Origin of the sequence: Myxococcus sp. CA056 (assembly GCF_013336715.1) — a bacterium.
In the GTDB taxonomy this organism is placed as follows: domain Bacteria; phylum Myxococcota; class Myxococcia; order Myxococcales; family Myxococcaceae; genus Myxococcus; species Myxococcus llanfairpwllgwyngyllgogerychwyrndrobwllllantysiliogogogochensis.
On record NZ_JABUMT010000012.1, the window covers coordinates 233,909 to 259,091 of the forward strand.

A 25,183-nucleotide genomic window follows, 5' to 3' on the forward strand; every position below is an offset into this window, starting at 1 on the left:
GCTCCGAGTCGCTCGTCTGCTCCGTGGCACGACGTCGAGTCCGGCGCGCGGGAGCCTCCGTCGGAGTGAGCCACCCGGAAGCAGCCACGCGCCGCCCGAGTGCTCAGACGAACTTCGCGGCGAGCAGGTCCTGTACGTCGAGCAGGCCCACGGCGCGGCCCTCGACGTCGACCACGGGGAGTTGGTCCACGCGCAGCTCGCGCATCTGCGCGGTGGCGGCGATGACCAGGGTGTCCGGCGTCACGCACCGCGGCTGCTTCCCCATGATGTCGCGCACGGGGATGGCGAAGTCGGTGAGGCCCTGCTCCACGCGGCGGCGCAAGTCGCCGTCCGTGAAAATGCCCACCAGCCGTCCCCTTCGGTCCACCACGCACGCGGCTCCCGGACGTCCCGGCGTCTTCGTCATCACCCCGACGACCTCCGACAGCGGGGCGATGTCGCGCACCAGCGGGTTGGCCGGGCCGGTGCGCATCAGCTCGAAGACGCGCTGCACGGAGCGGCCCAGCTTCCCACCGGGATGCAGGAGCGCGTAGTCATCCGTGCCGAAAGGGCGCGAGCGCATCACCGCCATGGTGAGTGCGTCGCCCAAGGCGTGCAGCGCGGCGGTGGACGCGGTGGGCACCATGCCCATGGGGCACGCCTCCGCGATGCGGCCGATGTCCAGCACCACGTCCGAGCCCTTCGCCAGCGGACTCTGAGCATCCCCCGTCAGCGCGATGACCGGCGTGGCCATACGCTTGAAAGCGGGCATCAGGCGCAGCAGTTCCTCGGTGGAGCCGCTGTTGGACAGGGCGAGGATGACGTCTCCGCGCGCCACGCGGCCCAGGTCCCCATGCACGGCCTCCGCGGGGTGCAGGAAGACGGAGCGGATGCCGGTGGAGGCCAGCGTGGCGGAGAGCTTCTGGCCGATGTGGCCCGCCTTGCCCATGCCCGTGACAATCACCTGGCCCGCGCACGCGCGCACCAGCCGCACGGCCTTGAGGAAGGGCGCGCCCAGCCGCGTCGTCACGCCAAGGATGGCGTTCGCCTCCGCCTCCAGCACATCGCGTGCGCATGCGAGCAGCGCCTCGTCGTCCGGCTCGGGCTCGGACGAAGGGGCTGGCGTGGAGCGGCCGGGGAGGGCGCGCAGACGGGGCTTCTTGACGGCGGAGCGAGGGGAGCGGGCCATGGCGTCGGCTTCGCCTTGTACCTGCCGGACACCACCGTGGCCACCCTTGACGCGTGGGGGGGCATCGGTTACGCGCCTGCTCGCCCGGCCCCCCAGGCCGATTCCTTTTCCAGCCCTTCACCGGGCCACCCAGGAGAGTGACGAGATGAAGTTCTTCATCGACAGCGCGGACGTCGAGGAAATCCGCAAGGCCCACGCCATGGGCTGCGTGGACGGCGTCACCACGAACCCGTCCCTGCTGGCCAAGGTCGGCCGCGGACTGGAAGAGACCATCCGGGAGATCTGCTCCATCGTCGACGGCCCCATCAGCGCGGAGGCCGTGTCCCTGGACGCCGACGGGCTCATCGCCGAGGGCCGCGTGCTGGCGAAGATTCACGACAACGTCGTCGTGAAGATTCCCATGGGCGTCGAGGGCGTGAAGGCCGTCAAGGCGCTGACCGCCGAGGGCATCCGCACCAACGTCACCCTCATCTTCTCCGCCAACCAGGCCCTGCTGTGCGCCAAGGCCGGCGCCACCTACGTGTCGCCCTTCGTCGGACGGCTGGACGACATCTCCCAGGACGGCATGGAGCTCATCTCCAACATCCTGGAGATCTACCAGAACTACGATTTCGACACGCAGGTGCTGGTCGCCAGCGTGCGCAACCCCGTGCACGTGCTCCAGTCCGCCCGCATGGGCGCTCATGTCGCCACGCTGCCCTACAGCGTCATCACCCAACTGGCGAACCACCCGCTCACCGACGCGGGCATCAAGAAGTTCCTCGCGGATTGGGAAAAGGTCCCCAAGGCGAAGAAGTAGACGCACCCTGGGTCCCCGGAGGGCCTTCGTGGCCCCCGGGGTGTCGCCCGCCCCCCTGGGCTCCACTTTCCCAGGCGGGTTGGGCTGGAGATTTCGCGGCGCGGCATGTATTCGTTGACTTCCGAATCAACACGTCGACGCACCCCGAGGAATCTCATGGAATTCCAGCTCACCGAGGACCAGCGCGCGCTCCAGCAGGCGGCGCGCAAGTATGCCCGCGAGGTGGTTCGCCCCAAGGCGGCGCACTACGACGAGACGGCCACCTTCCCCCGGGACCTTCTCGCCACGGCCTTCGAGCTGGGCCTGCTCAACATGGCTGCCCCCGCGGAGTACGGCGGCGTGGGCCTGTCGCACCTGGACCAGACGATTGTCGCGGAGGAGCTGAGCTGGGGCTGTGCGGGCGTGGCCACGTCCATCATCGCCAACGACCTGGCCAACCTCCCCATCATCCTCCACGGCTCCGAGGACCAGAAGAAGCGCCTCTTGAGCCACTTCGCCGAGCGGCTGAAGTTCTCCTCCTTCTGTCTCACCGAGCCGGAGGCCGGCAGCGACGTCGCCAACATGCAGACGACGGCGCGCCGCGAGGGTGACGAGTACGTCATCAACGGCGCCAAGTGCTTCATCACCAACGGTGGCCACGCCGAGCAGTACACGGTGTTCGCCACGCTGGACAAGACGAAGAAGCACAAGGGCATCACCTGCTTCGTCGTGGAAGGTCGCCCCGCGGGGCTGACCGTCAGCAAGCACGAGAACAAGATGGGCCAGCGCGCCAGCGACACCGTGTCGCTGACGTTCGAGGACGTGCGCGTCCCGGTGAAGAACCGCATCGGTGAAGAGGGCCAGGGCTTCGCCATCGCCATGGCGACCCTGGACAACAGCCGCCCGCTCACCGCCATGTTCTCCGTGGGCATCGCCCGCGCCGCGCTCGAGCACTCCATGGAGTACGCCTCGCAGCGCAAGACGTTCGGCAAGCCCATCATCGAGCACCAGGCCATCCAGTTCATGATCGCCGACATGGCCATGAACACCCACGCGGCCCGCATGCTCACCTACGAGAGCGCGTGGCTGTTGGACCAGGGTCAGCGCAACACCCTGCAGTCCAGCTATGCCAAGTCCTTCGCCGCGGACATGGCCATGAAGGTCGCCACCGACGCGGTCCAGGTCTACGGCGGCTACGGCTACATCAAGGAGTACCCCGTCGAGAAGCTGATGAGAGACGCCAAGCTCATCCAGGTCTACGAGGGCACCAGTCAGGTCCAGCGGCTCGTCATCGCGAAGGAACTGTTCAGGTAGAAAAGCAGAACTGTGTCCGGCGGCCGTTTCCCATTGCCGCCGTGACACCCGGATGCCTATTAACCCAGACCGTTCGCGCGTCGCGTCAATGCGGACCGCACGGACTGTTTTCCAGCCTTCATAAACGCCTCCCGCAAGGAGAAGCCCAGCCGTGAAGATCCTCGTCACCGCCAAGCGCGTGGAAGACCCCGAGTCCAAAATCAAGGTGAAGCCCGACGGCTCGGGCATCGTGCAGGAGGGGCTCAAGTACAAGATCAACCCCTTCGACGAGATTGGCGTGGAGGAAGGTCTCCGGCTCGTCGCCAAGCACCAGGGTGAAGTGGTGGTGGTGTCCATCGGTGGCAAGGAAGTGCAGGAGCAGCTCCGGCACGCCCTGGCCATGGGTGCTCACCGCGCCGTGTGGGTGAACCACACCGGTCCGTTGGACCAGTTCGGCATCGCCGCCCTGCTCCAGAAGGTGACGGAGAAGGAGAAGCCGGACCTCGTCATCCTGGGCAAGCAGTCCATCGACGACGACCAGAACCAGGTGGGCCAGTACCTGGCCGAGTTCCTGGGCTGGGGTCAGGCCACGTTCGCCTCCAAGGTGGAGTCGATGGAGAGCGAGCAGGAGAAGAACAAGGTCCCCGCCGTGACGCTGACCGCGGACGGCAAGGCCGTGCGAGTGATTCGCGAGGTCGACAACGGGCTTGCGACGCTGGAGTGCCAGCTGCCCGCCGTCGTGACGACGGACCTGCGCCTCAACACGCCGCGCTACGCCAGCCTCCCGGGCATCATGAAGGCGAAGAGCAAGCCCATCGAGGAGCTGACGCCGGAGAAGCTGGGCGTGGATGTCGCCCCGAAGATCCAGATCGTGAAGCTTTCGTCCCCGCCCGCGCGCAAGGCCGGCATCAAGGTGCCGGACGTGGCCACGCTGGTGGACAAGCTGCGCAACGAGGCGAAGGTCGTCTAACCCTCTCGGAAGATACGGAGACACTCCCATGCCAATCGTTCTCATCGTCGCCGAGCAGCAGCCGGACGGGCACCTTCGCAAGGCCTCTCTCAACGCCATCACCGCGGGCAAGCAGCTGGCCGACAAGGCCGGCGCGGAGCTGCACATCGCCCTCATCGGCAAGGACCCCGCGAAGGTCGCCGACGAACTCAAGGGCACCGGCGCCAAGGCCGTCCATGTGGGCGCCGCCGCGGAGCTGGAGCACTACCTCGCGGAGACCTACGCCCCCGTTCTCGCCACGCTCGCCACCGAGCTGAAGGCGGACTACGTGGGCATGGCGTCCACCGCCCAGGGTAAGGACCTGCTGCCCCGCCTCGCCGCGCGTCTGAAGGCCGCCATGGCCACGGACATCACCGGCCTGAACGGCTCGGGCGCGGATATCACCTTCAACCGTCCCATGTGGGCCGGCAACGTGTTCGCCGAGGTGAAGCTCACCACGCCGGTGAAGGTGTTCACCGTGCGCGCCACGGAGTTCGCCGCCGCCGGTACGGGCGAGGGCGCCGCCGAGGTGAAGGCCTTCGCGCCGAAGGTCGAAGCGTCGAAGACGAAGTTCGTCGAGTTCAAGGAAGTGAAGAGCGCTCGCCCGGAGCTGACCGAGGCGCGCGTCGTCATCTCCGGTGGCCGTGGCACCAAGGGCGACTTCAAGGAGATTGAAGCGCTGGCGGACGAACTGGGCGCCGCGGTGGGCGCGTCCCGCGCGGTGTGTGACGCGGGTTGGGTTCCCAACGACCTGCAGGTCGGCCAGACGGGCAAGGTGGTCGCTCCGTCGCTGTACATCGCCGCGGGCATCAGCGGCGCCATCCAGCACCTGGCGGGCATGAAGAGCTCGAAGACCATCGTCGCCATCAACAAGGACGCCGAGGCTCCCATCTTCCAGGTGGCCGACTACGGCATCGTCGCGGACCTCTTCAAGGTCCTCCCCGAGCTGCGCACGGAGCTGCACAAGCTGAAGTAGCACTCCGGCCCGCCGAGGGCTCAAGACGAGGGGCGACGTGGGGCAGTGTCCCCGCGCCGCCCCTTCGTCGTTTCTGGTGTTCGCGCCTACAGCTCGATGTCGCTGTCGCGTCCGCGCTCCGGGGCGTCTTCGTCCCCACCGGGTGGCTCCGTTGGAGGTGGCAGGGGCGCCTCTTCCGCGCCTTCGTCCTCGGGGAACGCGTCGGGCGCTTGGGGTGCGTCGTCGCGCAGGTCGATGCGCGTGCCGTCCTCCAGCTCCACCGCGAGGGTGTCGTACCGCCACTCGCCCTCGCCCTGCTTCTTGGCGTCGACGTGCAGCATGCCGTCGGCCTGGGGCCCGTCGAGGGGAATGGCCAGCCGCGCGTGCGTCACGCCGTTGACGGTCCGCACCGACGTCTGTTTGGGCAGTCCGTTGTCGATGGGCGAGCCCAGCGCGGTGCGCACCTCCGCGTCGGAGCGGGCAATGGCCACCGCCTCCGTGAAGGCGTCCATGTTCTTCAACGACGAGTAGCCGAGCCCCACGAGCGCGAAGCCCAGGCAGCCGCACGAGGCCAGCACGCCCAGGCAGCCCACCGGCACGAACCACTTCCAGTTGCGGCTCCACCACCCCTGCTGTGGCACCAGCGAGCCCTCGGGCGTCGCGTCCATGACCTCACTCCTCCTTGAGCCACCTCCCGGCGGGGCGGCGCTCCTCTCTTAGCGAGCCCGGAGCGCGCGGGATAGGGCCCCGGGTTCCAGGCGCCTCGCGTCGGTTGGTGTGGGAGAGGGGAGCGGCTAGATTCTGGCGGACGAGCGACAGGGGAAGGCTCGTGTGGGGCCGGACTTCCCTGGAGGTGGCGCGTGCCGCCGCGGAAGACGCCGTCCACCGAGGTGCTGCTGGACGTGCTGGAGGCGCTGCCTCCGGGCCAGAAGCTCTGGGTGCGAGGTGTAAGCCAGGACCTGTATCCCCTGCTGCGCGTCGGTGACGCGGTGAGGGTGCTGCGCTGTGGGCCTGGCGCGACGTCGCGCGGGGACGTGGTGCTGGTGCGTCAGGCGCGGATGCTGACGGCGCGGGTGGTGGTGTCCACCCGTCCGTGGCGGACGGCCACGCTGCTGGGCGCGGAGGAGCGCTCGGGTGGGGAAGTGCTCGGCCGGGTGGTGGCGCTGCGGCGCGGCCGGTGGCGGGTGCCGTTGCCCAGGCCCTTCCGTCCGGCGCTCTGGGTGGCCCAGCGGACCCTGGCGACCGCGTGGGCGAGGCCCGAGACACGGCTAGTCTATCGGGGTGTGAGGGACTTCTTCTTCTCCGGCTGGTCGAAACCGCTGCGGCGCCACCTGGTGGGGCCGCTGGCGGTCCGACTGCTGCGGGCGGAGGACCAGGACGCCCTGCTCCTCTTCGCGAGCGAGCGACTGGTGGTGTCCGCCAGCTTCCTGCGCCGGCAGCTTCGCGAGCGTTGGGGGCTGGAGGACTCCGAACGCCGTGGCGCGGCGGCGGGTGCGCTGGACGCGAAGGGGAGGCTTCACGGCTTCGCCTGGGTGGACTCGTATCGGCAGGAGGGGTTGCCGCTGGAGGGCGTCTGGGTGCGTTCGCTGGTGGTGGCGCCTCAGGCCCGGCGGATGGGCGTGGCCACGCAGCTGTTGGCCTGTCTGCTGGTGGAGGCACACCGACAAGGGGAGCCGAGCGTCCAGGCGGATGTGGACGAAGACAACGCCGCGTCGCTGCGAACGTTCGAGAGGGTGGGCTTTCGTCGGTCATCGGACGCACTGACCCGGCGGACGAACGAGGCCTGGGACGCCGCGGGGCGCTCCAAGCGATTGGTGGTCCTGGAGCGGGACTCCGGGCGCTGAAGTCGCCGGGGTTGCGTGAGGGCTCGCGGTGAGTCAAAAGCACCCGCGCCGCGCCTTCGCGTCGTGAGGACTTCCGTGAGCATCTCCACTCCCGACAGCATGGGGCGCGGGCCAACACGCCTGGAGCGACTCAAGGGCCTCCAGGCGGACGGCGCGCTGCTCTTCATCACCCTCATCTGGGGCGTCACCTTCGTGGTGGTGAAGGACGCCCTGAGCTTCGCGGACCCTTTCACCTTCCTCGCGCTTCGCTTCGGGGTGGGCGCGCTGGTGCTGAGCGCGTTGGCGGGGCGACAGGTGTTCTCCCCGACGAACCTGCGCCATGGCTCGGTGCTGGCCACCTTCCTGTTCCTGGGCTTCGCGCTCCAGACGTGGGGGCTGACGCTCACCACGCCGTCGCGTTCGGCGTTCATCACCGGGATGGCGGTGCTGTTCGTCCCGCTGTTGTCGCTGTTGGTGTTCCGGCGGATGCCGAAGCCCGCGGCGCTGATGGGCGTGGCGTTGTCGGCGGTGGGGCTCTACCTGCTCACGCGGCCCGCGCCGGGCGAGGGGGGCGGCTGGCTGAGCGTGGGAGAGCTGCTGTCGTTGGGTTGTGCGGTGGCGTACGCGGGGCACATCACCCTCACGGAGCGCTACGCGTCGAAGGAGGGCGTGCTGGGGATGGTGGCGGTCCAGTTGTGGGGCGTGGCGCTGTTATCGGCGGCGTGCCTGCCCTTCGTGACGCGCAAGGTGGAGTGGAATCCGTCGCTGGTGACGGCGGTGCTGGTGTGCGGGCTGTTGCCGAGCGCGCTGGCCATCAGCATCCAGACGTGGGCGCAGGCACGGACGTCGGCGGTGCGCGCGGCGGTCATCTACGCGTTGGAGCCGGTGTTCGCGTCGATGTACTCGGTGGTGTTGGGCTACGAGGTGCTGGGCGCGCCGGAGGCGATGGGCGGTGGGCTCATCCTGACGGGGGTGCTGGTGGCGGAGCTGGGGTCGCCGGCCTGGACGTGGTGGAAGTCAAGGCGACGGGGAGTGCAGGGGACGGGCTGACACCGGGGGCTGCTCCCCGGGCGGACAGGCGGAGGTCGCGAGAGAAGCGGCCCACGGGTGGGTGGACGCGCTATATCCGGGGCCCTTCTCATGAGCGTGGAGCTGCGTCGAAACGGGTTGCACCTGACGGGCACCCTCCTGTCCCTGGATGCGAAGCGCAAGTCGCCGCTGAGCTTCGTGAGCCACGGACATTCGGACCACATCGCCAGGCATGAGCGCACCATCGCCACGACGGCGACGCTGCGCTTCATGGAGCATCGGCTGGGGCCGGTGAGTGCGCCGCTGGCCGCGCCGTATCGCCGTCCGTTCGAGTTGGGGCCGTTGGTGCTGGAGCTGTTGCCGGCGGGGCACATCCTGGGCAGCGCGCAGCTTCGAGTCATCCGCGCGGATGGGCGGCGCATCGTCTACACGGGGGATTTGAACGTGGTGCCGTCGCTGACGGCGGAGGCGACGGAGGTGGCGGAGTGCGACACGCTCGTCATCGAGTCGACCTTCGGTCATCCGCGCTACCGCTTCCCGCCGCGCGACGAGGTGTGGGGGCAGGTGGAGGCGTGGATTCGGCGGCAGCTCGAGCGGGACGCGGTGCCGGTGGTGCTGGGCTATCCGCTGGGCAAGAGCCAGGAGGCGATGAAGTTTCTGGCGGGCAAGGGCTTCCCGCTGGTGGCGCACTCGTCGATTTTCGAGGTGGCGCAGCTCTACGCGGAGCTGGGCGTGCCGATTGAAAACCTGCGGTGCTTCCACGGGAAGGTGGAGCCGGGCGAGGTGCTGTTCTTCCCGCCGCATCAGGCGCGGGGCGGAGCGCTGGCGCATCTGTGGCCACGAGGCACGGCGGTGCTGACGGGATGGGCGATGGACCCGGGCGCGGCGCGGCGGTACGGCGCGGACGTGGCGTTTCCGGTGTCGGACCACGCGGACTTCCCATCGCTGATGGCCTACGTGAAGGCGACGGGGGCGAGCGAGGTGATTACGTGTCACGGCTTCGCGGAGGAGCTGGCGCAGGCGCTGCGGGACGCGGGCGTGGATGCCCGGCCGCTGGGAGGCAAGCCGCAGCAACTGTCGCTGCTGTGAGGCGGCGAGGGCGTGGACTGGAGTAGAACGGGGCCATGCCTTCCCGTTCTCCGCAGCTCGTGGGCCGTGCGGTCCGCGTCCTGGTGTGCACCGAGAAGAAGACCTTCGTGACTCGGGAGTTGTCCGAGGTGCGGGTGACGTTCGAGGGAATCGAAGGGGACCGGCACGCGGGGCACACGAGGCCTGCGGACGTGCGCACGCCGTGGTACCCGAAGGGGACGCCCATCCGGAACACGCGGCAGCTCTCGCTGGTGTCGACGGAGGAGCTGGCGTTGGTGGCGGAGACGCTCGGAGTGCCGAAGGTGCTCGCGTCGTGGCTGGGTGCGAACCTGGAATTGACGGGAGTGCCAAGGCTGACGCACGTGCCGCCAGGGACGCGGCTGTTCTTTCCCGACGACGCGGTGCTCGCGGTGGAAGGGGAGAACGAGCCGTGCATCGGACCGGGGAAGGTCATCGAGGAGCACCATCCGGACCGGGTGAAGCTGGCGAGTCGCTTCGTGAAGTCCGCGTGGGAGCGCCGGGGCCTGGTGGCCTGGGTGGACCGGCCCGGTGTCATCCGCGCGGGAGATGACGTCCGCGTGATGTTGCCGAAGCCGGTGACGTACGTGCTGCCCTAGTCAGCGGGAAGGTTCAGGGACTTTTCAAATTCCCAGAGGAGGGGCCAGAACCGTTCCCAGGCTGCGTCCGCAGTGGGGCTTTCCCCGATGATGGCCCCGATGGCTCCGCCCGATGTGCTCCATCCGAATCGAGTTCGAAGATATCGGGCGAACTCGCCATTGAAGTCGATGAACGGCTCTTTGATGCCATGGGCCCTGACTGCCTCTGTATATCCGGTGATGAGGACCATGAGGCTGCGGAGCTGCAGGCCACGCTCCTCTTCGAGATAGGTGAGGTAAATCTCGGGGGATTTTTCGACGAGTCGAAGCATGTCGAAGATGGAGGCCATGAAGTTCCCTAGAGGTCATGCCGAGGGCGACTGAATGCGGCTGCCTGTCATGCGGTGTCGTGGAGATGGTGAGCGTACCAACGAGAGTCCTGTCAGAGGGGCTGGACGGCTCGGTGTTTCGGCTGACCCGATGGGCTGGTTGATGATGCTGTCCATCCTGCTCGCGGTGTCGGGCTGCGCGACGACCCCCGAAGGTTCGGGTGGCAATGTCTGGCTGGGTCGTGGAGCGGTTCCGGCGCAGAACGAGTCCGAGATGCAGCGGGCCGCCGAGGCAGAGGTCGCCCGGGTCGTCGAGCAGGTAGGCGCGATTGCTCGCGATATCGACTCGGCAGGGGCTCGCCTGACACTGACGTTCTGGTCGGAGCGAGGTGCGCTCACCTGGACTGGCTACGACTCGCATGAGCGCGTGGGCCATCGAGGAGGTCTGGCAGGAGCGGCGGATACTCGGGACGCGCTGAGAGAGGTGCTCTCTGGCTATGGACTGGAGCGTACGGGGCAGGTGGTGTTGTCGCTGCGCCGGGACGAGACGACGTGGTCGGTGGACTATGCGTTCTATCGCCACGCGGAGCGCCCACTCGAGGCCAGGACGCTTCCGGTGCAGTGGGCTGATGGCACTGGGCCCGACGAGGTTCCATCGGGGCTGGCACGTCTCCTGGCTGGGGTAGGTGTTCCCAACGGGGGCGAGGCCTGGCTGGAGGCAGACGCAGTGCTGGACGACGGCCGCGTGGTCGGGTGGGAACTGCACCGTTTCCAGGTGGTTCGGAGCGGAGCAGGTGGTTCTCCACTGGCCCCGGCGTCACGAGTCGGTCGTGAGGTGGTTCGGCTCACACGCGCCTTCCAGGACGGCATGGGGCCGCGCACGGTTCGGTTCGGAATCCGGCTGACCCACGGTCGGGGTGAAGGTGACGGTTGGGTGGAGTCCGTGCGAGTCGTCGGTTTCGAGACGCCGGCGGGGCTCGAACCGGAGGTCGCCGCTGAGTACCGCGCGATGCACGAGGACATCGTGCGGCGCTGGCGCGAAGGTGTCGTGGAGGGCTTCACTTGGCTGGCTCAGCGCGGCGCGCAGGAGCTGGCGCTCTGGTACGTGGGCGCTGTCGCCATCAGGGGCGCGGGCTTCCTCGCGGTTCGAGGTGGTGGCATCGTTCGGAAGGCGCTGGGTCAGGGCAAAGAGGCTGCGAGCGGCTGGTTGCGGACCATGCTGTCCCGTGTGTCCCAGAGCGAGGGCCGTGCCTTCGAGCGTCTGTGGGCGAAGGTTCAGCTCGAAGGAGAGCGAGCGCTCACCACCAGCGAACGGAGCGAGTTGCGTGCGCTCATGGCTCGCATCGAGAAATTGGCGTCAACGCCGCTCGATTTTGGGGAGAAGCATGGGCTGCGGAAGGCCGCGCGAGCCGCTTACAAGAATGTCCATTCGGACCTGGCCCGCACCATGGACGCATTTCCGGAGCGGTACCCGGTCCACCATCGACGTCCCCTGGAATATGCACACCTGTTCCCCGAGCAGGACGTCAATGCTTCGAGCAGGCTCGCCGTGGTCCAGGACTTCATTCACGAGCGAGTGAGTCGTGTCTGGACGAAATTTCGGACTGCCCAGCGAACCGCGACGCGTGACGAGGTTGATGCCGCGACGCGAATCATCGACTCGCATTTCGAGTCCTGGTACCACCGTGTCGAAGTTCCACGGGGTGAGCAGGCTTTCATCGAGCGGGCCGAGCAGGCCGCGCTTGAGGCGTTGAGGGCACGTTTCCCGAAGGTGAACTGAGCGGAGTTCGACGATGGAGCATCTGCCACTGCCTGGGTTCGACCGATTGCTCTCCGTGTGCGAGCGGGAGTCCATTGAGATGCGCCTGACCTCTGCCGCCCAGCGTCCTCTCAAGGCAGGGCAGAGCGTGGGTGGGCACCTTCTGGACCCGATGTTGGCGGCCTTCTATTCGAGGTCGGGCAGCGCGAGGTTCGCGGATAACGCTTATCTCCTCCGCGTCAATGACGACGAGAACCAGCTCGAGGAGAAGAACCACTGGTGGCGCGAGAGTTGGCAGAAGAGCCTGGGCTTGACGGTCTGCGTCTTCGGCGGGGAAGCCAATCTTGCCTACTACTTCGCCACGGTCCCTGGCCTGGCGGATGCGCAAGGATGTCAGCCCGTCGTTGAAGTGGACACCTACGAGCTCGACGGGCCGGTCGTGATGCCGCTCGCCTCGAATGTGGACCGCTTCTTCGACCTGTACGCGCGCTATCTGGAAGCGCTCGTCGCCCACGAGGACTACGCGGAGCGGGGTTCGGCGGCGCTCGGCTTTCCCTGGAAGGTTCCGCACCTGGTCGCGCGTGACGACCGCCTCGTCCAGCTCATCGAGGAAGGCCGCTTCGACTTCCCCCAGGCTGGCCACGACGCCCGCACCTGGGCCCACCAGGTCAGCGAAGCCCGCCGACGCATCATGTGACGTAGGCCGCGTCCTCCGCCCGCGACGCATGCACACGCTGAAGAAAGCGCCGCATGAGGAACGCGATTTCATCCAGGTGCGTCTCCAGCGCCCAGTGTCCCGCGTCGAGCAGGTGCAGCTCCGCATCTGGCAAGTCTCGCAAGTACGCCCGCGCTGACTCCTCGGGCATGTACCCGTCGTGCGGCCCCCACACAATCAACGTCGGCGGATGGAACTCACGCAGGTACGCCTGGAACCTCGGCATCCACGCCAGCGTCGTGCGCTGATCCGCGAGCAGTTGGACCCAGTGTTCCTTGCGCCGCTCCCGCTGCACCAGCAGCCAGGACAGCGTCCACAGGTCCGGGCTCACGCGGTCGACCAGAGACTCCGGAATCTCTCCAATGAACTCGCCCCGGAAGCCCTCCTCGCTCACCGCCGCGGCGAGCTTCTCTCGCCCCTTCGCCGTCGGATTCTCCCAGTACTCCCGAAGCGGTTGGTACTTCGGCCCGAACGCGTCCTCGTAGATGTCACCGTTCTGGATGACGAGCGCCGCCACGCGCTCCGGCGCCTTCAACGCGAGCCGGAACCCGAACTGCGAGCCGTAGTCATGCAGGTACAGCGCATAGCGCGTGAGCCCCAGCGTCTCCACGAACCGCTCCAGGTACCGCGCGTAACCGTCGAACGTGTAGTCGAACCGACTCGCGTCCGGAGTCTCGCTGTACCCGAAGCCCGGATGGTCCGGCGCAATCAACCGCCACGAATCCCCCAGCGCGGGCAACAGGTTCCGGAACTGGAACGACGAGCACGGATAGCCATGCGGCAGCAGCACCACGGGGGCATCCTCGGGACCGGCCTCGCGATAGAAGATGTCGATGCCGTCCACCTTCACCGTCCTGTGATGGACCCCTGGCATGAGCACACCTCCTCGTACGAGCCCTCGCGTCGTGTACGCGGAAGTCGGGACGCGAGGGCCTGCTGTGTCCTCAGCCAAGCTGCGCATCCACGGGCCGCCGGGAGAGCACCTGCCGCGCCTCGCCGCAGGGACGCCTCCAGACCATCCGGGCTGGCGCGAGGCCGCTGTCTTCCAGGCTCACCCCAAGGCCCCCGCGTGCCTTCGCGGAACGGCCTCCGAGCGTGGCTGCTCAGTCCATGAACCAGAACATGTATTTCGGTGTGCTGGCGAACGCGAGCACCGTCGTGGCGAGGCTGAGCAGCACGCCGATGGCGAACGCACGCGTCATCCGCTTCTTCTCATGGAAGAGCCGATAACCGATGCGAGGCACCGCCACTGCCGCGATGGGGTAGAGGAGAAGAACGCCCACTTCGAACGGCAGGCAGCGGGCATCGCGGAATGGATAGAGTCCGACCGGGTCGAAATCGTGGACCCGTGCTTCGCCGAGATAGGCCCGGTAGATGCCCAGCGCATAGTAGGGATAGTTCCGCCACCCGATGACGAAGGCGCTGAGTAGCAGGCTCAGCTGAAGCATCGCGGGCCCCGGATGTGTCTGCCTCCGCCTCCAGCCGATGAAGGCGAAGGGCAGCGCGAGGACCGGAATCACGAGCCCGGCGACAATCAGCGCCGTGCGGACCGGATACAGCGGGTCCTGCTCATGCGGGGCATTGTAGGGACCGTCGATGTAGATGCGCTCGAACGGCACCATCGACGCCGCATACGGCACCGCGGCGAACAGGGCGCCCGTGAGCAGCACCTGCGCCATGAGGGCCCACGAAGCACTCCGCTCCAGCGGTGCCGCCGTCACCTGACCGTGGTCGACCATGCCCTAGCGTGGGCTCACGCCCGCTTCGACGTCAACGCGCGCCCCCATGCGTCGGCGCCTGGACTCCAGAAACACCTCGGGGCCGCCGAGTCCCGAAGAGGACTCCAGCGGCCCCGAGGGCCCCACCGTTCAACTCGCCGTCACTCCGCGTCGGGCGACTGAACGATGAGCTTCTCCTTGCCACACACGTCACAGCGCAGGTGGATGAACAAATCCCCGTCGCTCTCCTCGGGCACCGAGCCCTCGGGAACGCCGAGCTCCGCCTTCGCCAGCGCCGCCACCTTCGTCGGGATGTCCTCGGCCTTCAGCGACTGGACGTAGGTCATCTCCCGCTCGTGGCACTCGCGCGTCTCCGGCCCGTGCAGCCACGCCGGCTCCATCCCCTCCGGCAGCCGGCTGACCAGCTCCAGGTTGGACACCGACTCGGCCAGATACGCCAGCCGGCGCAACCGCGCCTCCTCGGGCAGCGCCGAGAAGACCTGGAAGCCCTCGAACAGCGTGTCGCGGTTGTCGCCCGTGGCCAGATGCGCCAGCTCCAGCGCCGCCTCGCTCGACTCCAGCGCCTCATCCCAGTTGTTGTCCGGGTTGAAGCCCGCCTCCAGCAGCGACGTGTACAGCTGCGTCGCCGCCAGCCGCCGCCGAGCCTCCTGCAGGTGCTCCACCACCTCGTGCGTCAGCCGCAGCTCCAACAGCGCGCCTGTCGTCCGAGGGTCGATGGACCCCGTCAGGTCATCCACGTCCACTTCTTCGCGCAGCGCCGCCTTCAACACCTGCGCCGCGGAGAAGCGGAACAGCGGCAACACGCCCACTTCGCGCAGGTACATGGCCGACACGGCCGCGTCCTTGGCACCCATCCGCAGCGCCTTCTGCGCCTTCTCCACCACGCCCGGGTCCGCCGACGGCTTCTTGTTCTCCAGCCGCGTCTTCACCGCCTCGCGGTAGAGCGTCTCCAGCGAGCTGCCCGGAGGCATCCGCTGCGGCACCAGCGGCCTCAAGCCCGGCACGTCCAACACCCACAACGGCGGCATCGCCAGGCGCTTCAGGCCCCGGAAGAAGAGCGAGCCGGGCGGGTCCTGCGGCTTGAACGGCGGCAGCTCCTCCGCCGGCTCTCCCATCATGAGCGCCGCGGCCTGCACGCCCAACGCCTTCTCCCGCTGTTCGCGGGTGAACGCGGTGATGCCCTGGGCGGGAGGCGGAGGCGGCGGAGGCGCTTCCTCTCCGTCCAGACCGACCACCCGGTCCATGTCCACATCGTCCATCTCCACGTCGTCCAGACCCTTGGCGCCCGTGAAGTCACAGCGGAGCAGCTTCAGCTTCTCGAAGGTGGCCCCTTCGAGGTTGGCCCCCCGGAAGTCACAGTCCTGCAGCCGTCCGCCGTGGAAATAGGCGTTCGACAGGTCCGTGTCCCGGAAGTTGATTTTCGACAGATCGCACCGCTCCCACTCGGAGCCGACGAGCCCGAGGCCCGACAAGTCCGCGTTGGCGGAGAAAAGTTGCGTGAAGGTGGCGCCAGTGTGCTCGGTCGGGACCTGACCGCCCTTGCGCAGTCGGTTCCACTCGGCCGACCCGTTCTGGAGGAGCTTCTCGATACTGGGGGCTTTCGGCATGGACCGGGGATTATTCGTATGGTCTGGTCCGCGCGCCAGCACAAATGATCGAGTACCGAATCGAGACCGACACCGCCGGGATGCGCCTGGACAAGCTCCTGCGCAAACGGCTCCCCACTGTCCCCGTGAGCCACCTGTTCAAGATGATTCGCACCAAGAAGGTGCGGGTGAACGGGAAACGTGCCCAGCCCGAGCAGTTGCTCGCGGACGGAGACGTGCTCACCATCCGTGGAGACGAGCAGACGCTCAGGGGAGAGGACCGTCCGAAAGTGGACCGTCCCCCCCCGCCGGTGGACCCCAGCCGGCTGGTCATTCTGAGAGAGGACGACTGGTTGATGGCCGTGGACAAGCCCAGCGGGATGGCCGTCCATACCGGAAGCGGCATCACCGGCGGCACGCTGGTGGACTACGTGCGCGCCTATCTGGGACCCAAGGCCGTCCGAAACGACTTCACGGCGTCACCCGCCCACCGCCTGGACCGGGAGACCTCCGGCGTCATCCTGGTCGCCAAGCGGCGCCCGGCGATGGTGCACTTCACGGAGGTCTTCACCCATGGCCTCTCCAAGAAGCGCTACATCACCCTGGTGAAGGGGAAGATGCCCAAGGAGTCCGGGGTCATCGACCTGCCCCTGTCGGAGCACCAGCAGACGGCCGAGTCCAAGGCCCGTCGCGGGGTGAACATGCAGGAGGCCCTCACCCGATGGAAGGTCGTCAAGCAGTCGGGCGAGGTGGCGCTCCTGTCCTGCTCCATCGAGACCGGGCGCACCCATCAGATAAGAAGGCACCTGGCCTCCATTGGCCACCCCGTGGTCGGGGACAAGAAATACGGTGACTTCGCCTTCAATCGCGACGTGCAGGCGCGCTGGGGGCTCAAGCGGTTGTTCCTGCACGCCGAGCGCATCGAATTTCCCCACCCCGAAGGCGGGGCGAAGGTGGCCGTGGAAGCCCCCATCCCCCCCGAGCTCCGAGACGTGCTCAAGCGGGCCGCATTGCTGCCCTGAGGCCGTGACGCCCGCGAGGTTCCGATACACGTATGTCCGACTCCAAGACGACTGACCGAAGCCGCTCGAAGCTGGTGCTCAAGGGGGTTCCCCCCGGGCGCTGGTGGAAGGTGCTGCTGAAGCTGGGTGGGTGGCTGGCCCTCACGGGCGCCACGGCGGGCGCGGTGGGCCTGGTGGCCATCTACTACGTGTACTCGGACGGACTGCCGGCCATCCCCAAGGTGGACGAGTACTGGCCGCCCATCGTCACCGAGGTCTACACGGACGACGCGGTGCTCGCGGGCGAGTTCTACAACGAGCGGCGCAAGGTCGTCCCCTACGAGCGGATTCCGAAGCGGCTGGTGCAGGCGTTCATCGCCAGCGAGGACTCCAGCTTCTTCGACCACTTCGGCGTGGACATCCTGGGCACCTCGCGCGCGGCCTTCAAGACGATTGGCTCGAAGCTGGGCCTGCGCTCCGGCGGCATCCAGGGTGGCTCCACCCTGACGCAGCAGACGGCGAAGGCGGTGCTCATCTCCGCGGAGGGCTACAAGTCCGCCACGGCGAAGACGCTCACCCGCAAGATTCGCGAGGCCATCCTCGCCCTGCGGCTGGAGCAGTCGCTCACCAAGGAGGAGATTCTCTACCTCTACCTGAACAACGTCTTCCTCGGGCACCACAGCTACGGCGTGCAGAGCGCGGCGGAGAACTACTACCGCAAGGACGTGCGCGATTTGACGCTCGGGGAGATGACGCTCATCGCGGGTCTTCCCCAGGCGCCCAGCCGCTACTCACCCTTCCTGCGTCCGGACGCCGCTCGCAAGCGCCGCGCCTACGTGCTGCGCCGCATGCTGGTGGAGGGGATGATTTCGCAGGCCGAGCACGACACGGCCAACGCGGAAGTGGTGAACGTGTTCCCCGTGGAGGACGTCTTCCACGAGTTCGCCCCGTACTTCGTGGAGCAGGTGCGCAAGGACGTGGTGGAACGGTACGGCAACCCCGTGCTGCTCAAGGACGGCCTCAAGATTTTCACCACCATGGACAGCGAGCGCCAGCGCGCCGCGCAGGACGCGGTGATGGATGGCCTGCTCTCCGTGGACAAGCGCCAGGGCTGGCGCGGGCCGGTGCAGCAGCTCACGCCGGGGGCGCTCAAGGCCTTCATCGACCGCGCGAAGAGGTCCATGGGCAAGGAGGACCTCACCGAGGGCCGGCTCTATGTGGCCGCCGTCACGCAGCTTGACTCGGACGGCAGGGGCGCGGACATCCAGGTGGGCCCGCATGCGGGGCGGCTGCCGCTGCTCGGCATGCGCTGGGCGCGCAAGGTGAACCCGGAGGGCTACTACCCGGCGATGATGATTTCGTCGGTGAAGAAGGCCATCGCCGTGGGCGACCTCGTCGTCGTGCGTCACGTGACGAAGAAGGACCTCACGGACGACAAGGAGCAGTGGGACAAGAAGCTGGCCGAGGACATCCCCGAGGAGGGCGTGAAGCTCTTCCGGCTGGAGCAGACGCCCGAGGCCCAGAGCGCGCTCGTCTCCGTGGACCCCCACCGCCAGTACCTCACGGCCATGGTGGGCGGGTACGACTTCGACGACAACGAGTTCAACCGCGCCTTCCAGGCGTGCCGTCAGCCGGGCAGCTCGTTCAAGCCCTTCGTGTACTCGGCGGCGCTGGAGCAGCTGAACTGGACGGAGGCGTCCGTCATCGTCGACTCGCCGATTGTCGAGCACGACCCGGACAACAAGGTGTCCTGGAAGCCGGCGAACTACAGCGAGGAGTTCGTGGGCGACGTGCTCTTGCGCACCGCGCTCGTCAACTCGATGAACATCCCCGCGGTGAAGACGTTCGGCGCGGTGGGCGTGAAGAACATGGCGGCGTGGAGCACGAAGCTGGGCATCACCACGCCCATGAACATGGACTTCTCCGCGGCGCTCGGCTCCTCGTGCGTGTACCCGGTGGACCTGGCCAACGCCTACGCGACGTTCAACCGCTACGGCCGCAAGAAGCCCACGTACTTCGTGCGCAAGGTGGAGGACCGCTTTGGCCGCACGCTGGAGGACCACACCGCGTTCGACGACGCGTGGGCGCCGCTGCAGGACCGCGTGGCCGCCGGCTACGCGCGCCTCTTCGAGCCCGGTGAACAGGTGATGAGCGCGGAGGTCGGCTTCATCCTCACGCACCTGCTTCGCGGCGTGGTGCTCCAGGGAACGGGTGGCCCGGCCACGCGCCTGGGCAAGCCCGCGGCTGGCAAGACGGGGACGACGAACGACTCCTTCGACGCGTGGTTCGCGGCGTACACGCGGGACCTCGTGACGGTGGCGTGGGTGGGTTACGACTTGAACCCGCATCCGCTCGGTCGCTACGAGACGGGTGGCCGCGCGGCGTTGCCCATCTGGCTCAACTACATGAAGCGCGCGCTGGAGGGCCGGCCGCAGTCGGAGTTCTACCCGTGGCAGTCGATGGACCTGGTGCGGCTCCACATCGACAAGAAGACGGGCAAGATCGCGAGCCCCGGCGCGAAGGGCTCCGAGCTGATGTTCTTCAAGAAGGGCACCGAGCCGAAGGACGCCGTGCCCGACAAGAACACTGTCGACGTGGACCAGTTCATGATGGGCGCGCAGTAGCGCTCACCGCCGTGGACCTCCGGGCCCCGTGCGCCTCCCTCGGGAGGACGCGGGGCCCGAGTCGTTTCAGGCTCCCGCGCGGTGCTGATAGTGGGCATCCCCGCGACGCGTCAGCGTGGCGAGGAGGGCGCCTCTTCCTCGTCAGGCGCCCATGCGGAAGCGGCGCGCGGGCTCCACGTGGCGCTGGATGGCCGCTCGGAGGGAGGCGATATCGGGCCCCGCTTCCAGCACGGAGCGCGTGGCGGTGGGGATGACCTGCGCCTCGCGCCCGGCGAACAGGCTCTTGAGGTCGTCGAAGCCCGCGCCCTGCGCGCCGATTCCTGGCGTCAGCATCAGCGCGCCGCCCAGCCGCTTCACGACGCCCCGGTCCGAAGCGGGCAGGGTGGCGCCCATCACCGCGCCAGCGGGCAGTTCGCCCGGCCCCGCCTTCTCGTTCAGCTCGCGCAGGCCATCCGCGAGCACCTCCGCCACGGTGCGGCCATCGGCGCCCATGGACGTCTGGAGCGACGTGCCCTCCGGGTTGGAGGAGCGCACGACGAGGAACGCACAGGCACCGGACGCCCGCGCCCGCTCAATCGTCTTCACCAGCGCGCCCAGGCCCAGGTACGCGGTGAAGGTGGCCGCGTCCGCCTCGTACGGACTGCCCGCGCCGAAGACGGTCTCCGCGTAGGCGTCCATGGTGGTGCCGATATCACCGCGCTTCACGTCGAGCAGCGTGAGCGTCCCCGCATCCTTGAAGCGATACATCAGCGACTGGAGCACCAGGAGTCCCGAGGGGCCGTGGCGCTCGAAGAACGCGCTCTGCGGCTTCACCACCGCGACGCTGTCACCGGCCGCATCCAAGATGCGCTCGCAGAAGTCGGAGAGGCCCTTCGCGGTGTCGGGCAGCCCCCAGCGCGCGAGCAGGTCCTTCGACGGGTCGACGCCGAGGCAGAACGGGGAGCGCTCGTCGGCGAGGCGGGCGAAGCGCTGGGCGAAGGATTGAGGGGACGTCATCGTTCCAGCTCCTGGCTAAGAGGAAGGGTCAGCGCAGCCGACGGGCGGCGGCGTCGAAGAGGGGATTGGGCAGCACCTTCGCCAGCCGCGAGGGAAGGGCCAGCTGCCACGGGAAGGACAGCTCCGTCTCGCCGCGCAGGATGGCCGTGCCCATCAGCTCCACGGCCGCGTCCGTCTCCATCAGGAAGGGCATGGGGAAGTGGTTGTCCGCGGTCATCTCGCTCTTCACGAAGCCCGGGTAGATGCAGGTGACGCGCACGCCGGTGCTGCTCAGGTCCACGCGCAGGCTCTCCATGAACGTGGCGAGGAACGCCTTCGAGGCGGAGTACGCGGCGTGGCCCGCCAGCCCCCGGTGGGCCGCGAGGCTGGAGATGCCCACCACGTGTCCGCGGCGGCGCTCCACCATGCGCGGCAGCACGGCCGTCAGCGTGGCGGCGGCGCCCGTGACGTTGGTGTCGATGATGGCGCGCACCTTGTCCCAGTCCAGGCGCTTGCCGTGCGTGACTCCGCCGACGCCGGCGTTGGCCACGACCAGGTCCAGGCCGCCACACTCCGAGTCGAGCTCGCGCAGGCGCTCCAGATGGGCCTCCGTGCGCGTGACATCCAGCTCCAGCGGCTCCACCGTCGCGCCAGCGGCCTGGGCCTCGGCGGCGAGGGCTTGCAGCTGCGGCAGCCGGCGCCCGGCGGCGAAGACGCGCAGGCCTCGCTTGGCCAGCCACAGCGCCAGGCCCCGTCCCAGCCCGCTCGAGGCGCCCGTCACCAGCGCCGTCCGGTAGCTCATCTCCGCCATGGTGTCTCCTCCTGGCTGCGTGGCTGCTTCTCGCACGGTTGGCGGCGGAATTGGGACACAAATCCATGCCGCGCGGCGGCCCCGGCGATGGGGCGGGGCCTCGTCTGTCCGGTTGGAACCGGGGCGCCGCGTTGTTGACGAGCGTGCACGCACTGGCCCCGCCGGGCGTGCCTCGCCAGGCAGCGGGGCGATGACGCGGGGCCTGTTCGTCCGCACCTTGTCTACACGAGGAGAGACTCGGACATGACGCCCTCGAACTACGTGCTCGCGGTAGACGACGACCCCGACATCCTGCTGGCCTTCAAGGACGTGCTGGAGCTGGAGGGGCATCGCGTGCTGCTGGCGCGAGGAGGGCGCGAGGCCTTGGAGTTGCTGCGCCATGGCGCGCGCCCCTCCGTGATTCTGTTGGACTTGATGATGCCGGACGTCAATGGCTGGGAGTTTCGCGACAGGCAGCTCGCCGACGCCTCGCTGGCGCCCATCCCGGTCGTCGTCATCTCCGGACAGGGCGTGAGCGCGCGCGAGGTGGCCGCGCTCGGCGTGGAGGACTACCTGCGCAAGCCCGTGGACGTGGAGCAGCTGCTCGGCGCCATCTCGCGCTACGTGCTCGCCGAGCAGGAGCACCCCCAGCCCGTGTGAGCCGGAGGCGCGCGCCGTCGCACTGGACGACGCGGGCCTGGCTCATGCGCTCAGTGCATGCCGGAGGGCGCGCTCTCCAGCTTCGCGACGACCTGATCCACGGAGAAGCTCGACGGACGCTGACGCGGCGGGAACTCTCGGAAGCTCGAGAGGAACCGGGCCACGGCCTGCTGCGCGGGCACGAAGTAGAAGGCGTGGTCGATGAGCCAGGACTGGTAGCCGACGGCGTCCTGCGAGCGCTCCAGCGGGTCGGCGCGCAGGTCGAAGGCGAGCGGCGCGCGGCGGATGGTGAAGGGCTCACCCCAGGCCTCGATGCCCTTGGCGTTCTGCTCCGCGAAGACGAGCTTCATGCGCCCGTGGCGCACGGCGACCAGCTCTCCGTCGTCACCGAAGTAGAAGAACTCCGTGCGCGCGGAGGGCCCCTTGCCGGACAGCAGCTCCCGCTGGTCATAGCCATCCAGGTGGACCTTGAAGCTCTTGTCGTTGGCCTCATGGCCGCTCTTGAGCTTGTCCACGATGTCCGGGTCGCCCGCGGCCGCGAGGAACGTGGGCAGCCAGTCCTCGGAAGAGAACAGCTCGTTGATTTGCGTGCCGGGCTCAATCACGCCGGGCCAGCGCACGACACACGGCGCGCGGAAGGCGCCCTCCCAGTTGGTGTCCTTCTCGCCGCGGAAGGGCGTCATGCCGCCGTCGGGCCACATGCACGTCATCGCGCCGTTGTCCGTGGTGTAGACGACGATGGTGTCCTCCGACAGGCCCACTGAGTCGAGCTTGTCGAGGAGCTGCCCGACCATGCCGTCATGCTCCACCATGCCGTCCGGGTAGAGGCCGAGCCCCGTCTTGCCGCGCGACTCCGGCTTCAGGTGCGTGTGGACGTGCATGCGCGTGGTGTTGAACCACATGAAGAAGGGCTGGTCGGACTTCTTCGCGTCGTCCAGGTAGTCCATGGCGGCGGAGAGGAACTCCTCGTCCACCGTCTCCATCCGCTTCTTGGTGAGCGGGCCCGTGTCCTCCACCTTCTGGCCGCCCTTGCCATCCGACTTGCACCGCAGCACGCCGCGCGGACCGAAGCGCTTCCTGAACGCCGGGTCCTTGGGGTAGTCCGGGTTCTCCGGCTCCTCCTCCGCGTTGAGGTGGTAGAGGTTGCCGAAGAACTGGTCGAAGCCGTGGACGGTGGGCAGGAACTCGTCGCGGTCTCCCAGGTGGTTCTTGCCGAACTGCGCGGTCCGGTAGCCCTGGGCCTTGAGCAGGTCCGCGATGGTCGGGTCCTCGGCCTGCAGGCCGACCTTGGCGCCCGGCATGCCGACCTTGGTGAGCCCCGTGCGGAACGGACACTGGCCGGTGATGAACGCCGCGCGCCCCGCCGTGCAGCTCTGCTGCGCGTAGTAGTCGGTGAGGAGAGCGCCTTGCTTCGCCAGCCGGTCGATGTTCGGCGTGCGGTACCCCATCACCCCGAGGTTGTAGGCACTGACGTTCCAGTAGCCGATATCGTCACCGAAGATGACGAGGATGTTGGGTTGCTTCTTCGCTTCCTTCTTCTTCTGGGCCGCCATCGAATCCCCCGGACGTGAATGTGGAATAGGAGTGAGCGTGGCGGCCCCGGGGAACAAGACGGGGCGGACGGGGGAACAGGCCGACGGTGCGACGGCCCGGCCCGACTTCGTGGCTCGTGGACACCGGACTGCGTTCGGAGGGCGATGGCACGGGCGCTGGCCCGTGGTCACCTTGCGACGTTCCGCGAGTCCCGGGTGGATGGATGCCAGGCGTCAGGCCGTGGGGGTTGTTGCTGCTTCTCCTGATGTCGCCCCCGGCACGGGCGCAGGACGCGCACTACTGGACGCGACAGTTCGGCAACCGGGCGTGGTTGCTCGGCGGCGCGTTCATCGCGAACCCGGGTGACATCAGCGCCGTGTATTACAATCCAGGTGCGCTCGCGCTCCTGCACACGCCGGAGCTGGAGCTGACGGGAACCGTCTTCGAGTCCACGCGCCTCTCCGTCCAGAACGGCCTGGGCAACGGTGAGGGCCTCACCGAGTCGAGGGTCGACGTGCTGCCCTCCCTCATCGCGGGTTCGCTGCGCTGGGGCTTCCTGGGCAGGTCGCGGCTCGCCTATTCGCTGCTGACGCGGCAGGGGTTCATCGCGTCGCTGGAGTCTCGCGAGCAGGGCACGGGTACGGACCTGGGTGGGGTGCCAGGCATGGACCAGCTCGCGGCGGACGTGCGGTTGGACCAGGACGTGGGGGAGTACTGGGCGGGGCTCACGTGGTCCTTTCCCCTAGGACGACACGTGGGCGTGGGCGTCAGCCCCTTCGTGGCGGTGAGGGACCAGGAGACGAACATCCAGGTGCTGGCGCAGGGCTCGGGCCCCGGAGGCAGCGCGCTGCTGTCCACGCTCGGCCGCGACTTCCACCTGCGCCACGTGCGCCTGCTCGCGAAGCTGGGGGTGAGCTACCAGCGGGAGTCCATGTCCGCGGGCCTCACCGTGACGACGCCGAGCGTGGCGCTGTGGGGGGAGGGCGAATCGAGCTTTGAGCGCGCGGTGCTGGAGCGGGGCTTCGGGCTGTCGTCGACGCCCGCGTCCGCCTTCGACTTCCAGGAGGGGCTCGCCGCGAGGTTCCAGTCGAACTGGGCGGTGGGGCTCGGCGTGAGTGGGACGCTGGGGAGCACGTCCGTGTATCTGGCGGCGGAAGGCTTCGCCCGGGTGAAGCCCTTCACGCTGGTCGATGCCGCGTCGTTCTCTCCCCGAGACTCCCAGGAGGTCATCGACCCGGACGTCGACTTCGCGCTCGCGCCGCTGGTCAACGTGGCGCTGGGCGTGGAGCAGCGGCTGGGGTCCCGGCTGCGCGCCTACGTGAGCGCGCACACGGACTTCAGCGCCGTGACAGCGACACCTCGCATGAACGCGCTGCTGGCGGGCTGGGACCTCTACCATGTCGCCACCGGACTGCACTTCACGGTGGGCCGCGCCCGCTTCACGGTGGGCGGCAACGTGGCCTGGGGCCAGGAGGTCACCGAGCGCCTTGCCGACGCTCTTCAGCGAGCGGGCCTCCAGCCCCTGTCCCCGAGCCAGAAGGTCCGCTTCCTCCAGCTCAGCGTCATCATCGGCGCGAGCTTCGCGCTGGCGCAGCAGGACGAGAGTCCCGACGAGGACGCCGACGACGAGGCCCCGTCGATGCGGTGACGCGGCTTCGCATGGAGCGCGACACGGCGTCGCCCCGGAGGGCTGCTTTCCGCGTGCCTGACGGGTCCCCACCTCCAGGTGCGGGCGGTTCGGGTTCGTCGAAGG

General features: G+C 68.3%; 23 protein-coding genes. 14 read left to right on the top strand and 9 right to left on the bottom strand.

The window, feature by feature from the left end; translation table 11 throughout:
• Positions 1 to 103 precede the first annotated feature (103 nt).
• Positions 104 to 1,168 carry an SIS domain-containing protein gene (locus tag HUA76_RS34555; RefSeq protein WP_141644302.1) on the bottom strand — a complete coding sequence of 355 codons (1,065 nt, stop codon included), beginning with the start codon at positions 1,166 to 1,168 and terminating at the stop codon, positions 104 to 106.
• Positions 1,169 to 1,313: 145 nt separating this feature from the next.
• On the opposite strand from HUA76_RS34555, the gene fsa reads away from it, so the two are divergent.
• The 4 genes from fsa (at position 1,314) to HUA76_RS34575 (ending at position 5,203) form a co-directional block, all read left to right on the top strand.
• Entirely contained in the window at positions 1,314 to 1,967 is a 654-nt protein-coding gene (gene fsa, locus HUA76_RS34560; protein WP_174457545.1) for a fructose-6-phosphate aldolase, read from the top strand.
• Positions 1,968 to 2,123: 156 nt separating this feature from the next.
• Positions 2,124 to 3,260, top strand: a complete 1,137-nt coding sequence (locus tag HUA76_RS34565) for an acyl-CoA dehydrogenase family protein (protein WP_174463225.1) — start codon at positions 2,124 to 2,126, stop codon at positions 3,258 to 3,260.
• Positions 3,261 to 3,411: 151 nt separating this feature from the next.
• Positions 3,412 to 4,209 (top strand): electron transfer flavoprotein subunit beta/FixA family protein, encoded by a 798-nt coding sequence (locus tag HUA76_RS34570; protein WP_141644299.1) that lies wholly within the window; start codon positions 3,412 to 3,414, stop codon positions 4,207 to 4,209.
• 28 nt (positions 4,210 to 4,237) lie between these two features.
• Positions 4,238 to 5,203, top strand: a complete 966-nt coding sequence (locus HUA76_RS34575; RefSeq protein ID WP_141644298.1) for an electron transfer flavoprotein subunit alpha/FixB family protein — start codon at positions 4,238 to 4,240, stop codon at positions 5,201 to 5,203.
• Between the two features lie 86 nt (positions 5,204 to 5,289).
• Here the strand turns inward: HUA76_RS34575 and HUA76_RS34580 are convergent, their stop codons facing one another.
• Entirely contained in the window at positions 5,290 to 5,850 is a 561-nt protein-coding gene (locus tag HUA76_RS34580; protein WP_174463226.1) for a cytochrome c oxidase assembly factor Coa1 family protein, read from the bottom strand.
• 192 nt (positions 5,851 to 6,042) lie between these two features.
• On the opposite strand from HUA76_RS34580, the gene HUA76_RS34585 reads away from it, so the two are divergent.
• From HUA76_RS34585 to HUA76_RS34600, 4 genes are all read left to right on the top strand, one after another.
• A complete protein-coding gene (locus HUA76_RS34585; RefSeq protein ID WP_174457543.1) occupies positions 6,043 to 7,026 on the top strand; it encodes a GNAT family N-acetyltransferase in 984 nt (327 codons plus the stop codon).
• Positions 7,027 to 7,101: 75 nt separating this feature from the next.
• Positions 7,102 to 8,055, top strand: coding sequence for a DMT family transporter (locus tag HUA76_RS34590; RefSeq protein ID WP_371817333.1), 954 nt, complete (start codon positions 7,102 to 7,104; stop codon positions 8,053 to 8,055).
• A 90-nt stretch (positions 8,056 to 8,145) separates the two neighbouring features.
• Positions 8,146 to 9,123: an MBL fold metallo-hydrolase gene (locus tag HUA76_RS34595; protein ID WP_174463227.1), complete on the top strand. Its 978-nt coding sequence runs from the start codon at positions 8,146 to 8,148 to the stop codon at positions 9,121 to 9,123.
• Between the two features lie 35 nt (positions 9,124 to 9,158).
• Complete coding sequence (locus HUA76_RS34600; protein ID WP_174463228.1) at positions 9,159 to 9,740, top strand: MOSC domain-containing protein; 582 nt, start codon at positions 9,159 to 9,161, stop codon at positions 9,738 to 9,740.
• On the opposite strand, the gene HUA76_RS34605 is transcribed toward HUA76_RS34600, so the two are convergent.
• Complete coding sequence (locus HUA76_RS34605) at positions 9,737 to 10,069, bottom strand: hypothetical protein (protein WP_174463229.1); 333 nt, start codon at positions 10,067 to 10,069, stop codon at positions 9,737 to 9,739. The genes HUA76_RS34600 and HUA76_RS34605 overlap by 4 nt on opposite strands.
• Positions 10,070 to 10,916: 847 nt before the next feature.
• On the opposite strand from HUA76_RS34605, the gene HUA76_RS34610 reads away from it, so the two are divergent.
• Both HUA76_RS34610 and HUA76_RS34615 read left to right on the top strand, forming a co-directional pair.
• Entirely contained in the window at positions 10,917 to 11,828 is a 912-nt protein-coding gene (locus HUA76_RS34610) for a hypothetical protein (protein WP_174463230.1), read from the top strand.
• Positions 11,829 to 11,907: 79 nt separating this feature from the next.
• Positions 11,908 to 12,504, top strand: a complete 597-nt coding sequence (locus HUA76_RS34615) for a hypothetical protein (protein ID WP_174463231.1) — start codon at positions 11,908 to 11,910, stop codon at positions 12,502 to 12,504.
• On the opposite strand, the gene HUA76_RS34620 is transcribed toward HUA76_RS34615, so the two are convergent.
• From HUA76_RS34620 to HUA76_RS34630, 3 genes are all read right to left on the bottom strand, one after another.
• Entirely contained in the window at positions 12,497 to 13,396 is a 900-nt protein-coding gene (locus HUA76_RS34620) for an alpha/beta fold hydrolase (protein WP_174463232.1), read from the bottom strand. The two genes, HUA76_RS34615 and HUA76_RS34620, sit on opposite strands and share 8 nt — an antisense overlap.
• 229 nt (positions 13,397 to 13,625) lie before the next feature.
• Positions 13,626 to 14,261 (bottom strand): hypothetical protein, encoded by a 636-nt coding sequence (locus HUA76_RS34625; RefSeq protein WP_174463233.1) that lies wholly within the window; start codon positions 14,259 to 14,261, stop codon positions 13,626 to 13,628.
• Positions 14,262 to 14,401: 140 nt separating this feature from the next.
• Positions 14,402 to 15,868, bottom strand: a complete 1,467-nt coding sequence (locus HUA76_RS34630) for a pentapeptide repeat-containing protein (RefSeq protein WP_174457538.1) — start codon at positions 15,866 to 15,868, stop codon at positions 14,402 to 14,404.
• Between the two features lie 44 nt (positions 15,869 to 15,912).
• On the opposite strand from HUA76_RS34630, the gene HUA76_RS34635 reads away from it, so the two are divergent.
• Together HUA76_RS34635 and HUA76_RS34640 are read left to right on the top strand one after the other, a co-directional pair.
• Complete coding sequence (locus HUA76_RS34635; protein ID WP_141644288.1) at positions 15,913 to 16,869, top strand: RluA family pseudouridine synthase; 957 nt, start codon at positions 15,913 to 15,915, stop codon at positions 16,867 to 16,869.
• Between the two features lie 32 nt (positions 16,870 to 16,901).
• A complete protein-coding gene (locus HUA76_RS34640) occupies positions 16,902 to 19,472 on the top strand; it encodes a penicillin-binding protein 1A (protein WP_174463234.1) in 2,571 nt (856 codons plus the stop codon).
• A 141-nt stretch (positions 19,473 to 19,613) separates the two neighbouring features.
• Here HUA76_RS34640 and pyrF read toward each other — a convergent pair whose 3' ends face one another.
• Both pyrF and HUA76_RS34650 read right to left on the bottom strand, forming a co-directional pair.
• Positions 19,614 to 20,468, bottom strand: coding sequence for an orotidine-5'-phosphate decarboxylase (gene pyrF, locus HUA76_RS34645; RefSeq protein WP_174463235.1), 855 nt, complete (start codon positions 20,466 to 20,468; stop codon positions 19,614 to 19,616).
• Between the two features lie 28 nt (positions 20,469 to 20,496).
• Positions 20,497 to 21,258 (bottom strand): SDR family NAD(P)-dependent oxidoreductase, encoded by a 762-nt coding sequence (locus HUA76_RS34650; RefSeq protein ID WP_141644285.1) that lies wholly within the window; start codon positions 21,256 to 21,258, stop codon positions 20,497 to 20,499.
• A gap of 243 nt (positions 21,259 to 21,501) precedes the next feature.
• Between HUA76_RS34650 and HUA76_RS34655 the strand changes: the two genes are divergently transcribed.
• On the top strand, positions 21,502 to 21,897 hold the full coding sequence (locus tag HUA76_RS34655; protein WP_141644284.1) for a response regulator: 396 nt from the start codon (positions 21,502 to 21,504) through the stop codon (positions 21,895 to 21,897).
• Between the two features lie 50 nt (positions 21,898 to 21,947).
• On the opposite strand, the gene HUA76_RS34660 is transcribed toward HUA76_RS34655, so the two are convergent.
• Positions 21,948 to 23,450 (bottom strand): arylsulfatase, encoded by a 1,503-nt coding sequence (locus HUA76_RS34660; protein WP_174463236.1) that lies wholly within the window; start codon positions 23,448 to 23,450, stop codon positions 21,948 to 21,950.
• A 245-nt stretch (positions 23,451 to 23,695) separates the two neighbouring features.
• On the opposite strand from HUA76_RS34660, the gene HUA76_RS34665 reads away from it, so the two are divergent.
• Positions 23,696 to 25,078 carry a hypothetical protein gene (locus HUA76_RS34665; RefSeq protein WP_174463237.1) on the top strand — a complete coding sequence of 461 codons (1,383 nt, stop codon included), beginning with the start codon at positions 23,696 to 23,698 and terminating at the stop codon, positions 25,076 to 25,078.
• Positions 25,079 to 25,183 lie beyond the last annotated feature (105 nt).

Bases quoted from the DNA above. Each gene is read 5' to 3' on its own strand.
- HUA76_RS34595 (WP_174463227.1), top strand. From the start codon at position 8,146: ATGAGCGTGGAGCTGCGTCGAAACGGGTTGCACCTGACGGGCACCCTC.
- fsa (WP_174457545.1), top strand. From the start codon at position 1,314: ATGAAGTTCTTCATCGACAGCGCGGACGTCGAGGAAATCCGCAAGGCC.
- HUA76_RS34615 (WP_174463231.1), top strand. From the start codon at position 11,908: ATGCGCCTGACCTCTGCCGCCCAGCGTCCTCTCAAGGCAGGGCAGAGC.
- HUA76_RS34565 (WP_174463225.1), top strand. From the start codon at position 2,124: ATGGAATTCCAGCTCACCGAGGACCAGCGCGCGCTCCAGCAGGCGGCG.
- HUA76_RS34605 (WP_174463229.1), bottom strand. From the start codon at position 10,069: ATGGCCTCCATCTTCGACATGCTTCGACTCGTCGAAAAATCCCCCGAG.
- HUA76_RS34625 (WP_174463233.1), bottom strand. From the start codon at position 14,261: ATGGTCGACCACGGTCAGGTGACGGCGGCACCGCTGGAGCGGAGTGCT.
- HUA76_RS34555 (WP_141644302.1), bottom strand. From the start codon at position 1,168: ATGGCCCGCTCCCCTCGCTCCGCCGTCAAGAAGCCCCGTCTGCGCGCC.
- HUA76_RS34660 (WP_174463236.1), bottom strand. From the start codon at position 23,450: ATGGCGGCCCAGAAGAAGAAGGAAGCGAAGAAGCAACCCAACATCCTC.
- HUA76_RS34640 (WP_174463234.1), top strand. From the start codon at position 16,902: ATGTCCGACTCCAAGACGACTGACCGAAGCCGCTCGAAGCTGGTGCTC.
- HUA76_RS34610 (WP_174463230.1), top strand. From the start codon at position 10,917: ATGGGGCCGCGCACGGTTCGGTTCGGAATCCGGCTGACCCACGGTCGG.
- HUA76_RS34635 (WP_141644288.1), top strand. From the start codon at position 15,913: ATGATCGAGTACCGAATCGAGACCGACACCGCCGGGATGCGCCTGGAC.
- HUA76_RS34575 (WP_141644298.1), top strand. From the start codon at position 4,238: ATGCCAATCGTTCTCATCGTCGCCGAGCAGCAGCCGGACGGGCACCTT.
- HUA76_RS34665 (WP_174463237.1), top strand. From the start codon at position 23,696: ATGTCGCCCCCGGCACGGGCGCAGGACGCGCACTACTGGACGCGACAG.
- HUA76_RS34600 (WP_174463228.1), top strand. From the start codon at position 9,159: ATGCCTTCCCGTTCTCCGCAGCTCGTGGGCCGTGCGGTCCGCGTCCTG.
- HUA76_RS34655 (WP_141644284.1), top strand. From the start codon at position 21,502: ATGACGCCCTCGAACTACGTGCTCGCGGTAGACGACGACCCCGACATC.
- HUA76_RS34630 (WP_174457538.1), bottom strand. From the start codon at position 15,868: ATGCCGAAAGCCCCCAGTATCGAGAAGCTCCTCCAGAACGGGTCGGCC.
- HUA76_RS34620 (WP_174463232.1), bottom strand. From the start codon at position 13,396: ATGCCAGGGGTCCATCACAGGACGGTGAAGGTGGACGGCATCGACATC.
- pyrF (WP_174463235.1), bottom strand. From the start codon at position 20,468: ATGACGTCCCCTCAATCCTTCGCCCAGCGCTTCGCCCGCCTCGCCGAC.
- HUA76_RS34650 (WP_141644285.1), bottom strand. From the start codon at position 21,258: ATGGCGGAGATGAGCTACCGGACGGCGCTGGTGACGGGCGCCTCGAGC.
- HUA76_RS34580 (WP_174463226.1), bottom strand. From the start codon at position 5,850: ATGGACGCGACGCCCGAGGGCTCGCTGGTGCCACAGCAGGGGTGGTGG.